The sequence below is a fragment of the Candidatus Accumulibacter contiguus genome (assembly GCF_036625285.1).
Lineage (GTDB): Bacteria > Pseudomonadota > Gammaproteobacteria > Burkholderiales > Rhodocyclaceae > Accumulibacter > Accumulibacter contiguus.
Genome location: NZ_JAZKUC010000002.1, coordinates 564,950 through 576,245 on the forward strand (window position 1 = coordinate 564,950; position 11,296 = coordinate 576,245).

At 63.8% G+C, this 11,296-nt stretch carries 9 protein-coding genes; 1 reads left to right on the forward strand and 8 read right to left on the reverse strand.

The window, feature by feature from the left end; translation table 11 throughout:
• Positions 1 to 4: 4 nt before the first annotated feature.
• The 8 genes from V5B59_RS21165 to V5B59_RS21200 all read right to left on the reverse strand — a co-directional run bounded on the left by V5B59_RS21165 (position 5) and on the right by V5B59_RS21200 (position 10,151).
• The gene (locus V5B59_RS21165; RefSeq protein WP_169071916.1) at positions 5 to 1,639 is read right to left on the reverse strand and encodes a methyl-accepting chemotaxis protein; all 1,635 of its coding nucleotides are present in this window, start codon (positions 1,637 to 1,639) and stop codon (positions 5 to 7) included.
• 130 nt (positions 1,640 to 1,769) lie between these two features.
• Entirely contained in the window at positions 1,770 to 3,419 is a 1,650-nt protein-coding gene (locus V5B59_RS21170; RefSeq protein WP_169071917.1) for a methyl-accepting chemotaxis protein, read from the reverse strand.
• Positions 3,420 to 3,570: 151 nt separating this feature from the next.
• Positions 3,571 to 4,149, reverse strand: a complete 579-nt coding sequence (locus V5B59_RS21175; RefSeq protein WP_169071918.1) for a chemotaxis protein CheW — start codon at positions 4,147 to 4,149, stop codon at positions 3,571 to 3,573.
• Positions 4,150 to 4,161: 12 nt separating this feature from the next.
• Positions 4,162 to 5,799: a methyl-accepting chemotaxis protein gene (locus tag V5B59_RS21180; protein ID WP_169071919.1), complete on the reverse strand. Its 1,638-nt coding sequence runs from the start codon at positions 5,797 to 5,799 to the stop codon at positions 4,162 to 4,164.
• Between the two features lie 43 nt (positions 5,800 to 5,842).
• Complete coding sequence (locus V5B59_RS21185; RefSeq protein ID WP_169071920.1) at positions 5,843 to 8,059, reverse strand: chemotaxis protein CheA; 2,217 nt, start codon at positions 8,057 to 8,059, stop codon at positions 5,843 to 5,845.
• 36 nt (positions 8,060 to 8,095) lie between these two features.
• Entirely contained in the window at positions 8,096 to 8,401 is a 306-nt protein-coding gene (locus tag V5B59_RS21190; protein ID WP_169071921.1) for an STAS domain-containing protein, read from the reverse strand.
• A 22-nt stretch (positions 8,402 to 8,423) separates the two neighbouring features.
• Positions 8,424 to 9,773 carry a methyl-accepting chemotaxis protein gene (locus V5B59_RS21195; protein ID WP_169071922.1) on the reverse strand — a complete coding sequence of 450 codons (1,350 nt, stop codon included), beginning with the start codon at positions 9,771 to 9,773 and terminating at the stop codon, positions 8,424 to 8,426.
• Positions 9,774 to 9,782: 9 nt separating this feature from the next.
• Complete coding sequence (locus V5B59_RS21200) at positions 9,783 to 10,151, reverse strand: response regulator (protein ID WP_034951443.1); 369 nt, start codon at positions 10,149 to 10,151, stop codon at positions 9,783 to 9,785.
• Positions 10,152 to 10,516: 365 nt separating this feature from the next.
• On the opposite strand from V5B59_RS21200, the gene V5B59_RS21205 reads away from it, so the two are divergent.
• Complete coding sequence (locus tag V5B59_RS21205) at positions 10,517 to 11,239, forward strand: methyl-accepting chemotaxis protein (protein ID WP_308240205.1); 723 nt, start codon at positions 10,517 to 10,519, stop codon at positions 11,237 to 11,239.
• Positions 11,240 to 11,296 lie beyond the last annotated feature (57 nt).

Below are 11,296 nucleotides of genomic sequence, written 5' to 3' on the forward strand. Positions count from 1 at the left end.
CTCCTCAGAAACGTTCGACGTCGTGCTCGGCCGGCGTCAGCGCGGTGCCGCGTGCCGGTCCCCTGTGGCGTGGTGCGACCGCCGGAGTCGGTGCGCGGTTCAGGGTGCTCCCTCTTGCGGTAGCGACGCTGCGGCCGCTGTCAGCCAACTGGAAGAAGTTCATCAGCTCCTGCAGTTGCGCGGCCTGGCTGCCGAGTTCCTCGGCGGTGGCGGCGAGTTCTTCCGAGGCCGAAGCATTCTGCTGCGTCGCCTGGTTGAGCTGCCCCATCGCACCATTGATCTGGCCGACCCCGGAACTCTGCTCCTGCGATGCGGCAGCGATTTCCTGGACGAGATCGGAGGTTTTCCGGATCGACGGCACCATCTCGCCGAGCAGCGAGCCGGCGCGTTCGGCGAGTTTCACCGAGTCCTTGGCGACGTTGCCGATTTCCTGCGCCGCGACCTGCGAGCGCTCGGCGAGCTTCCGGACCTCGGCGGCGACGACGGCGAAACCCTTGCCGTGTTCGCCGGCGCGCGCCGCTTCGATGGCGGCGTTCAAGGCCAGCAGGTTGGTCTGGTAGGCGATGTCGTCGATGATGCCGATTTTCTCGGCGATGGTCTGCATCGCCTCGACGGTTTTGCCGACGGCTTCGCCGCCTTCGACGGCCTGCCGCGAAGCGGTAGTGGCCATGCCGTCGGTGACTTTCGCGTTCTCGGTGTTCTGGACGATCGACGCGCTCATCTGTTCCATGCTGGCGGTGGTTTCCTCGAGCGAAGCCGCCTGTTCGCTGGACGACTGCGAGAGTGACTGGGCGGTCGACGAGACCTGGCCCGAGGCATTGCTGAGGTGGTCGGCGGCGCTGCGGACTTCGCCGATGATCTCGCCGAGCTTGCCACTCATGTTCTGCATGGCGATCGTCAACTGACCGATTTCGTCCTTCCCGTCGGCTTCGAGGGCGACGGAGAGGTCACCGGTGGCGAGCCGCCGGGCTGCGACGACACTGGCCTGGATTCGAGTGGCAAGGCTCTGCGCGATCAGGAAGGTGATGATGGTTGCGAGCAAGATGCCGAGGATCAGAGCCCACGATACGCGAGTCAATATCGTTTCCAGCTTGGCGCTGGCATCGCCAACAGCGGATTCGGCTCTCTCGAGATTGATCTTCTGCAGTTTGTCGGTCTTGTCGCGCAGGTTGTCAGCCGCCTTGACCCATGTCGTCTTGCGTAGCTCTTGAGCCTGGTCGAACTGCCCCGACTTGGCCAACTCGATCGCCTCCACAACAGTTTTTCGGTAAGCCGACACTGCTTTGACGGTCTCCTGAAAAGCTTCCTTCTCGTCGTCGTGCGATAGCAGCAGTTCGTACTTCCGCAAGACTTCATCGAGGCTGGCGTCGAGTTTGTGCAGCGAAGCCTCGATTTTCGCCCTTTCTTCTGCCGTCTCGGCGAGCAGCCACTCGAGGCTGCGTACCCGATAGCGCAGGCGCAACTGGCTAATTTCGGTAGTCTTCTGCAATGCTGGAAGTATTCTCGTGGAGATTTGTTCGCTGTCGTGCCCTATGGATCTGGTTTGCAGCAAGCAGAACACGATCGCGACGACCAGCACGCCGCAGCCGAAGACGAGGTTGACAACAAGTTTTGTGCGCAAGCTACTGTTCTTCAACATGATTTGTTATCCCCTCTGTGGCAGGGTAAATATGCTGATCGAAAGATACGGTGGATGGCAGTTCTGCTCATTGAGCCGCCGGCCAGCCGGGCAGGGACAGGGATGATCAGGGTCATGGTCGGAGTTCTCCTCAGAAATGTTCGAAGTCGTGGTCGGCCGCTGCCTCGGCGGCGGCGCGGGTCGCTGCCCTGGGGGGCGCCGCCCGCTGGGCGGCCGGGGCGGCCCGGCGCGCCGTTGTGGCGAGGCGGTCCTGCTCGGCCAATCGGAAGAAGGTCATCAGCTCCTGCAGTTGCGCGGCCTGGCTGCCGAGTTCCTCGGCGGTGGCAGCGAGTTCCTCGGACGCTGAGGCATTCTGCTGCGTCGCCTGGTTGAGCTGCCCCATCGCACCATTGATCTGGCCGACGCCGGAACTCTGCTCCTGCGATGCGGCAGCGATTTCCTGGACGAGATCGGAGGTTTTCCGGATCGAAGGCAACATTTCGCCGAGCAGCGAACCGGCGCGTTCGGCGAGTTTCACCGAGTCCTTGGCGACATTGCCGATTTCCTGCGCCGCGACCTGCGAGCGCTCGGCGAGCTTCCGGACCTCGGCGGCAACGACCGCGAAACCCTTGCCATGTTCGCCGGCGCGCGCCGCTTCGATGGCGGCGTTCAGGGCCAGCAGGTTGGTCTGGTAGGCGATGTCGTCGACGATGCCGATTTTCTCGGCGATGCTCTTCATCGCCTCGACCGTCCTGGCGACGGCTTCGCCGCCTTCGACGGCCTGCCGCGAAGCGGTAGCGGCCATGCCGTCGGTGACTTTCGCGTTCTCGGTATTCTGGACGATCGACGCGCTCATCTGCTCCATGCTGGCGGTGGTTTCCTCGACCGATGCGGCCTGTTCGCTGGACGATTGCGAGAGCGACTGGGCGGTCGCCGAGACCTGGCCCGAGGCGTTCGAAAGGTTGTCGGCGGCGGTACGCACTTCGCCGATGATCTCGCCGAGCTTGCCGACCATGGTCTGCATCGCCGACATGAGTTGGCCGACCTCATCCTTGCCTTGCGCTTCGATGCGTACGCCCAGATTGCCGGCGGCAAGCGCGTTGGCGGCGTTCACGGCGTGCCCGAGTGGTCGCGTGATCGAGCGGATGATCCAGACTGACAGGATTCCGGCCACGAGGAGAACAACGGCTATGGCAACGATGATGCCGTTGCGCGTACTGGCGAAGCGGCTCCCCTGCGCCTGCAGATGGTCCGCCGCTGCCTTGTCGAGGAACTCTCGCACCTTGGAACCGGCTTGTGTGGCTTCCTTGTAGAGCGGGTTGATCTTTTTCAGCAGCGTTACCTGTCCATCGGCGAACTGGCCGGCCACGATCATGTCACGTGCCGGGATGAGCGCCTCCTTGACGTAGCGTCCGCGGATTTCGGCGAAACTGTCGGCCAGCTTCATTTCCTCCGGGCCGTCAAGCCTCTTTGTGTAGGACGCCCACAAGGCGTTGATTTGCTCGAGGTTGCTGCCGATTGCGTCGGTGTGAATGGCTGGCGCATGGTCGTGCAGTTTCGACAGCGGATTCGCCGGGTCGTGTTGCAGCGCCAGCATGACCTGCGAGCGGTTTTCGGACATCAGACGCGCCACCTCGTCGACGGTTTGCATCGGCTTCATGCTTTGCTCATACATGCTGCGCCCGCCCTGGTTGCTGGTCGCCGCAAGGTCGAGGCCAAGGAAGGCGACGACGGCGATGGCGGCCATCAAGAGAACGACCAAGCCAATGATGCGTGTCTTCATCTTCAGATTGTTGAACATTTTTTTGCCTTCAGATGTACCAGGGTGAAAACGAAAGGTGTGCTGCTGCAGGAGAAAAGACGAGCGTTTCCTGATCCGCCGCGCAGGAACATGCGGCGGTACGATGCAAAAATAACCGCAAGGACTGGCGTGACGCCTTGCCGCGAATGCCTTACACGGCAGTGCTACCCGCATCACCGCCAGCGACCTGCGCCAGCATCGCGATCTCATCGACCGAGAGCACCTTGACGATATTGAGGAGGATCACGAACCTGCCGGCGACCTTGCCCATGCCCTGGATGAAGTCGGCACGGATGCGGGCGCCGAAGGATGGTGGCGGCTCGATTTCGCTGCTCGGGATCTCGATGACTTCCGAGACCGCATCGACCAGGATGCCGATGTCGTTGCACAAGTCGCCCTCGCTGACCTCGACGATGACGATGCAGGAGCGTTTTCCCGCTGTACTCTGGGCGCCGCCGAAGCGGGCCGCGAGGTCGATGACCGGGACGACGGCGCCGCGCAGGTTGATGACGCCGCGGATGAACGCCGGCATCATCGGGATCTCGGTGACGTTGCCGTACTCGATGATCTCCTTGACGTTGAGGATGCCGACGGCGAACATCTCGCCGCCGAGCAGGAAGGTGAGGTACTGCTGTGGGCTTTCGGCGGCGGCCTGCTGTGCCTGCAGGGCGGCCGTGGCGCGCCTGGCGACGGCATGGGCGGCGGGGCGGGTGGGGGTGATCTGGGTCATGGTCGGTTCTCCTCAGAAACGCTCGAAGTCGTGCTCGGCCGGCGTCAGCGCGGTGACCCGTGCCGGTGCTCGGTGGTGTGGTGCGGCCGCCGGGTTCGGTGCGCGCTGGGCAGGGGCGCTCCGTCTCGCCGTCGCCGCGCTGCGGCCGCGATCGGCCAGGCGGAAGAAGGTCATCAGCTCCTGCAGTTGCGCGGCCTGGCTGCCGAGTTCCTCGGCGGTGGCAGCGAGTTCTTCCGAGGCCGAAGCATTCTGCTGTGTCGCCTGGTTGAGTTGCCCCATCGCACCATTGATCTGGCCGACCCCGGAACTCTGCTCCTGCGATGCGGCAGCGATTTCCTGGACGAGATCGGAGGTCTTCCGGATCGACGGCACCATCTCGCCGAGCAGCGAGCCGGCGCGTTCGGCGAGTTTCACCGAGTCCTTGGCGACATTGCCGATTTCCTGCGCCGCGACCTGCGAGCGCTCGGCGAGCTTTCGCACCTCGGCGGCGACGACGGCGAAACCCTTGCCGTGTTCGCCGGCGCGCGCCGCTTCGATGGCGGCGTTCAAGGCCAGCAGGTTGGTCTGGTAGGCGATGTCGTCGATGATGCCGATCTTCTCGGCGATGCTCTTCATCGCTTCGACGGTTTTGCCGACGGCTTCGCCGCCTTCGACGGCCTGCCGCGAAGCAGTAGCGGCCATGCCGTCGGTGACTTTGGCATTCTCGGTATTCTGGACGATCGACGCGCTCATCTGTTCCATGCTGGCGGTGCTTTCCTCGACCGAAGCGGCCTGTTCGCTGGACGACTGCGAGAGCGACTGGGCGGTCGCCGATACCTGGCCCGAGGCGTTGCTGAGGTTGTCGGCGGCGGTACGCACTTCGCCGATGATCTCGCCGAGTTTGCCGACCATCGCCTGCATCGCCGACATGAGCTGGCCGACCTCGTCCTGGCCCTGTGCTTCGACTCTGACCGTCAGGTCGCCTGCGGCGAGCGCGTTGGCGGCGGTCAGCGCTTGATGGATCGGACGCGTGATCGAGCGCGTGACCCAAAGCGCGAACAGAGCAGCAAGGACGATTGCCGAAGCGCCAAGAATCAGAAGCAGCACTTGCGTCTGGTCGGCGCGCTCGTCGGCTTCCTTGCCTTCGCGGGTCATGGCTTCTTCCTCGTGGCCAACCACCTTGGCCAGAGCCGCGATGTAGTCACCTTGCGACTTGCGCATCCGGTCGAGCATGACCTCGGTCGCCTTGTCCTTCTGGTCGGCCTTCAACAGCGTCAGGAACTCCTCCTGATCCGCCAGGTAGGTGCTGCGCAGTTGTTCAACGTCCTTGAGCAGGGCCTTGCCTTTTTCACTGTGGATGGTCTTGTGCAGCTTCTCGAGATTCTCGGCGACGGTTTTCTTGGCTTCTTCGATCCGCTCGTACTGCTTCTTGATTTCTTCGGGACGCGGATCGATCAGCAGGTTGCGCTGCGAGCGAGCTGCCAGGTTTACAGCCTCGCTGATATTGTTGGCCCAGACCGTTTTCGGGAAACGTTCGTTGACCAGTCTACTGATGTCGTCGTTGAGTCCGCCGACGCGCAGGTAGGCCAGCAGCGAGATGCCGAGCAGCAGGGCGACGACGATGCCGAAGCCGAGCCCGAGACGGGCGCCGATTCTGAGATTCTTGAACATGAGGATTTGCCTCCAGAGAGATGGGTGGTGGTCCAGCCTTGAATCAGTACGAGGCCAACAGTTCCGGCTGCCGGGGCGCAGTCAGACGCCTGTCTTCGAGACTGGTGACGAGGCCGACCAGCGCCGGCACGTCGAGGATCAGCGCCACTTCGCCGGTGCCGAGGATGGTCGATCCGCCGATGCCGCGCAGGTGCTTGAAAAGGGCGCCGAGCGGCTTGATCACCGTCTGGAATTCGCCAAGCAGGGTGTCGACGACCAGTCCGGCCTTCTTGCCGGCGTACTGGATGATCACCACGTTCTGGCGCTTGGGGACCTCGCCACCGATGGCGAAGAGTTCGCGCAGTCGGACGAAAGGCAGCACCTCGCCGCGCAGGTTGAGATAGTTGCGCTTTGCCGATGCGTCGGCGAGTTCGATGCATTCGACGACCGAGTCGAGCGGCACCACGTAGGACGCCTTGCCGACGCTGGTCAGGAAACCGTCGATGATCGCCAGCGTCAGCGGCAGGCGGATGGTGAAGGTCGATCCTTCGCCTTCGATGGTGTCGACCTCGACACTGCCACGCAGGCTCTGGATGTTGCGCCGGACGACGTCCATGCCGACGCCGCGGCCGGAAAGGTTGGTGACCTTCTCGGCGGTCGAGAAACCGGCTTCGAAGATCAGGTTGCTGATCTCGTGCTCGGAGAGCGTCGCGGCGGCGTCGATCAGTCCCTTGTCGATCGCTTTCTGGCGGATTTTGTCCCTGGGCAGGCCACCGCCATCGTCGATGACCTCGATGACGATGTTGCCCGAGTCGTGGTAGGCGTTGAGCTGAACGGTGCCGTTCTCGGGTTTGCCGCGCGCGGCGCGAAGCGCCGGCGCTTCGATGCCGTGGTCGATGGCGTTGCGCACGAGATGCATCAGCGGGTCGCCGAGTTTCTCGACGACCGATTTGTCGAGTTCGGTCTCGGCGCCGGTGATCACCAGGTCGATGGCCTTGCCCATCTCGCGCGAGCTGTCGCGCACGACGCGGTTGAAGCGGTTGAAGGTCTCGCCGATCTGCACCATGCGCAGTTGCAGCGCCGAGTCGCGGATGTCCTCGACGAGGCGCAGCAGCACCGAGGTCGATTCGATCAGGTCCGACTGGCCGCTGCGCTGCGCGAGCAGGTTGGCGCCGGCGCCGGCGATGACCATCTCGCCGACCAGATCGATCAACTGGTCGAGCTTGTCGGCGTGCACGCGGATCACTCGCGCTTCGAGCGCCTTCTTCTCGCTGACCACGGCCTGGCGGGTGGCGGCGGCTTCGACGACTTCCTTGTGCACGACTTTCTGTTCGACGAGGACGTCGCCGAGCGGGGGGGGGGCCGCTGCTTCGCCCGCGGCTTCTCTGACGGGAGCGCGGCTTTGCGCGCTGAGGCCATCGTCGAGTTCGGCCTGCGTCAGGGCACCGGAGCGGACGAGGATCTCGCCGAGGCGCATGTTGTCCTCGGGCAGTTCGTCGATCAGCTTGAGGTATTCGCCGATCCTGGAATTCGGCGGCAGGATGTACAGCGTGCACTCGTCGCGGACGAAGTCGAAGACCTGTTCGATCTGGGCTTTGCTGGCGCGCGTCTGGAAGCCGATCTCGAAGCCGAGGTAACAGCATTCGGGGTCCATCTTCTCGGCCGTGGGCAGGGCATCGGCGAGCGTGGTGAGGGTGGTGATCTCACCAAGGGAAGTCAGGTAATGGAGCAGCGACAGCGGGTCCATGCCGTTCCTCAGCACGCCGGGGCCGAAGCGCACCGAGATGTGCCAGGCGTCGGTGTCGACGACGCCGCCACCGGAGGCTTCGATGGAGTTGTCGTCCTCGGCCGCCAGCATGCCGTCGCGGTTACCCGTGCTGCGGACCGCGCCGCCGCCGAGAAACAGCTCGGTCAGCCTGGCCAGCAGGGCATCACCGCGCGTCTGCACGGTATCGTCGGGCCGCGGCAAGCCGGCAGCGAAGACGTCGAGCAGGGCGCCCAGGTGGTCGCAACATTCGAGCATCACCGTCGACAGTTCGCCGCTGACCGGGATCTCGCCGTTGCGCAGCTTGTCGAGGACGTTTTCGACCTTGTGCGTGAAGGCTTCGATGAAGTGGCATTCGACGACGCCGGAGCCGCCCTTGATGGTGTGCGCGGCGCGAAAGATGGCGCCGAGGTTGTCGGCGTCGTCGGGGTTCTGCTCGAGCTTGAGCAGACCGTCTTCCATCGCAGTGAGCTGGTCGCGGCTTTCGTTGACGAAGGTGCTGGTCAGTTCATCCATCGTATTTCCTTGGTGTTTCCTGGTTCAGGGGAGGGGTCAGCCTTGCGCTGAAATGAGCATCGGGTCGCCGAAGACGCCGGCCAGGTTGCAGAAGTCGAGAACCCGCTGGACCATCGGGCTGTGGCCGACGATGGTCAATTGCTTGCCCTGCTGCAGCGCTTCGCGCTTGAGCAGCAGCAGGAGTTGCAGGCCGGCGGTGTCCATTTCGGGGACTGCCGAGAGATCGAGATCGAGCTGCCTGGTCGCCGCCAGCGCGGCCAGCAACTGCTTCTTCTGGGATTGTGCCTGGTAGATTGTCATGTCCTCGAGAATGGCGAGGCGGGCGGCGGCGGAAGCGGTCATTGCGGCTCCTTGGGGTGGTGGTTCAGAAGAGTTCGACGTTCGACGGTTTGCTGGCTGGCGCCGGCGCAGCAGCGGTTGAAGTGCGCGCCTTGGGGACGGCAGCGGGCGGGCGCGGGCGGTGCGTGCGGCCGATCGCCTGGCGATGGGCGTCGCGCTGCTGGTCCATGACATAGTTCGAGAACTGCTGCTCCATCTGCCGGGCGAGCGGTTCGATGCGCACCTCGTGGCCGCCATCGGCGCCGCTTTCGATGGCTCCGGCGAGCGCTTCGGCGTGCTGGTCGAGACGTCCGAGGCCGTGGATCACCTGTTCGATCTGCTGGCGCGTCACGTCCTGGAACTGCACGCTGGCCAGGGCCTCCATGAACATCGTGGCGAGCTTGCCGCTGTTCGTGGTGATGGTGTCGAGGATCTGCCGTTCGCGCGCCGTCAGGCTCTCGTAGCTGGCGCCGAGGGCGGCGAGCTGCTGCGTGAAGCGTTCGAGACTGTCGCGTTCCTCCTTGATGTGCGAGTGCGCGAGCTTGTCCTTGAACTGGCGCTCGATGATCTGGGTGACGGCGATGATGCCGTCGTTGATCTTCTTGACCGCGGCTTCGGTTTCGTGCGAGAGCTTCCTCACCTCGTCGGCGACGACCGCGAAACCGCGTCCGGCCTCGCCGGCGCGGGCGGCCTCGATGGCCGCATTGAGCGCGAGCAGGTTGGTCTGGCCGGCAATGTGCCGGATCAGATCGACCAGGGTTTGCAGCGAGCGGGCTTCCTTGACCGCTTCGACACTGTGTTTCTCGTCCGCGGCGGTCTCTTCGACGCGCTGGGCGATGAAGGCTTCGAGCTTGCCGATCAGTTGGCGATTGCCGGCGATCTGCTCTTCGGATTCGTGCGCCATGGCCTGCGATTCCGCGGCGGCGGCGGCCACGAACTGGTTCAGGTCGGTGACTACCTCGTCGATCGTCTGCAGTCGTGAAGTCACCTCGTAGGCGGCCTGTTCGGTCTGCTCGACGACGCTCTGCAATTGCCCGACGAGGACCTGGTTGAAGCGCGGGATTTCCCGCAGCTCGGGCAGCGCGACGCGCTGGCAGACCTGCTGCGACGGGCAGCGCTGGCGTTCGTCCTGGAGACTTTCGTCGATGCCCAGGTGGGCGTCGTGGTACAAGAGCCGCGAGAGCGCCTGCTGGAGGCCCAGGAACAGCAGCAGACCGAGCAGGGTCATCAGGGTGTCGCGGCTGCGATCGCCGAGAGCGAAGGTCTGGCTCAGGAAATCGACGTACCAACCATGCAGGAGCAGGACGACGATGAGCAGCACGACGGTCGCGGCCAGTCCGGTGAGCAGCGAACGCCGGCGATACTGGTCTTGGGGTTTGCCGAGGGAAGGGGTCATCGTCTCGGCCTAGCGGATGACCAGCTTGATGGTATTGAGCAGGTCGTCGGCGGTCGCCGGTTTGACGATCCAGCCCGAAGCGCCGGCGGCCTTGGCTTCCGCCTTGCGGCTTTGCTGCGATTCGGTGGTCAGGAAGAGAATCGGCAGGAACTTGTAGGCGGGCAGCGTGCGCACCTGCTTGATCAGCTCGATGCCGTTCATGCCGGGCATGTTGAGATCGGTGATCAGGAGGTCGACCTTGACTCCGGCCTTGAACTTTTTCAGGGCCTCGTCGGCATTCGACGCCTTCTCGACGGCAAAGCCGGCCTTGCCGAGGATGCTCGATACGCTGAGCAGGATGGTTGCCGAATCATCGACCAGAAAAATGGTTTTTGCCATGGGGAAGCTTTCTCCTGTGTGGAATGGACTCGCCGCGGGCAGGCCACTGCCGGGACGACAAAGCGCTTGGTCTATGAGCTGCAGCGTCGCCAGCGTCGGTACAAGTACCGGGAAGGTGCTCATCCCCCGGGATTTCGAGGACCTTCCGGCAAGTACTGCTACGGATCTCGCGGATACTCCCCGTAACGGCGCTGAGAGAGCGAACTTGAGTGCAGCGCGGAAGATTTCTTGCCTTTACTCCGCAATTTTAGGAGTGAGTTGAATTCACAAATTTGGCCATGATAGCCAAGGCTGTCGGAAGGGTACAAGTACCGTACTGTCGTAGCATGGCTTCTGCAAGATTCTGCTGCGCAAGAATGGCGGCAGTGGCACAATCACGAAATTTTTCCCCGGCGTCTGACGCAAGGAAATCATTTGCCGAGAGCGCCGGGCAGGTGCACCAGCAGTCGCAGGACAGCCTGCGCCGCGCACAGGAGGGCCACAGCAGCCTGACGCGGCTGCTCGAGGAGATGGACCGCGTCGCCGCGACGGTGTCCCGGATGGCCGAATCGATCAACGATTTCGTGCGCAGCAAGGACAGCATCAGCCGCATGACGCAAACGGTCAAGGGCATCGCCAACCAGACCGGGATGCTGGCTCTCAATGCGGCGATCGAGGCGGCGCGGGCCGGCGAGGCCGGGCGCGGTTTTGCCGTCGTCGCCGACGAGGTGCGCAAGCTGTCCGAGAAATCGGCGCTTGCCGCGCAGGAGATCGACCGCATCACGCCGGAACTGACCACTCAATCGACGGCCTTGCAGCGTGCGATCAGTGACGGACTGGCACACATCGTGACCAGCCAGGCGACCATCGGCAGCATCGCCGACCTGCTCAACGGCTCGGTGAGCGCCGTCGGCAGCGGCATCGACGGCATTGCCAGCGCGGCCGACGAGCATCGGCACAGCAGTCGCCAGGTGGCCGACACCATCGACGCGATGGCCTCGATGGCGCAGGAAAACAGTCGCGCGGTGGAGAAAGCGGCGAACGCTTCGCAGTCGCTCGAATCGCTGGCACAGGGCCTGCAGTCGACGGTCGGCCGCTTCAAGGTCTGATTCCTTTGCACCTGGTAAACGCAACCAGGTCTGAAACCTTGTCTATTGACGTGGTTA

What these genes read in the sequence shown, in the direction of transcription:
- V5B59_RS21175 (WP_169071918.1), bottom strand. Translation starts at nt 4,149, where the DNA reads ATGACCCAGATCACCCCCACCCGCCCCGCCGCCCATGCCGTCGCCAGG.
- V5B59_RS21195 (WP_169071922.1), bottom strand. Translation starts at nt 9,773, where the DNA reads ATGACCCCTTCCCTCGGCAAACCCCAAGACCAGTATCGCCGGCGTTCG.
- V5B59_RS21165 (WP_169071916.1), bottom strand. Translation starts at nt 1,639, where the DNA reads ATGTTGAAGAACAGTAGCTTGCGCACAAAACTTGTTGTCAACCTCGTC.
- V5B59_RS21180 (WP_169071919.1), bottom strand. Translation starts at nt 5,799, where the DNA reads ATGTTCAAGAATCTCAGAATCGGCGCCCGTCTCGGGCTCGGCTTCGGC.
- V5B59_RS21200 (WP_034951443.1), bottom strand. Translation starts at nt 10,151, where the DNA reads ATGGCAAAAACCATTTTTCTGGTCGATGATTCGGCAACCATCCTGCTC.
- V5B59_RS21190 (WP_169071921.1), bottom strand. Translation starts at nt 8,401, where the DNA reads ATGACCGCTTCCGCCGCCGCCCGCCTCGCCATTCTCGAGGACATGACA.
- V5B59_RS21185 (WP_169071920.1), bottom strand. Translation starts at nt 8,059, where the DNA reads ATGGATGAACTGACCAGCACCTTCGTCAACGAAAGCCGCGACCAGCTC.
- V5B59_RS21170 (WP_169071917.1), bottom strand. Translation starts at nt 3,419, where the DNA reads ATGTTCAACAATCTGAAGATGAAGACACGCATCATTGGCTTGGTCGTT.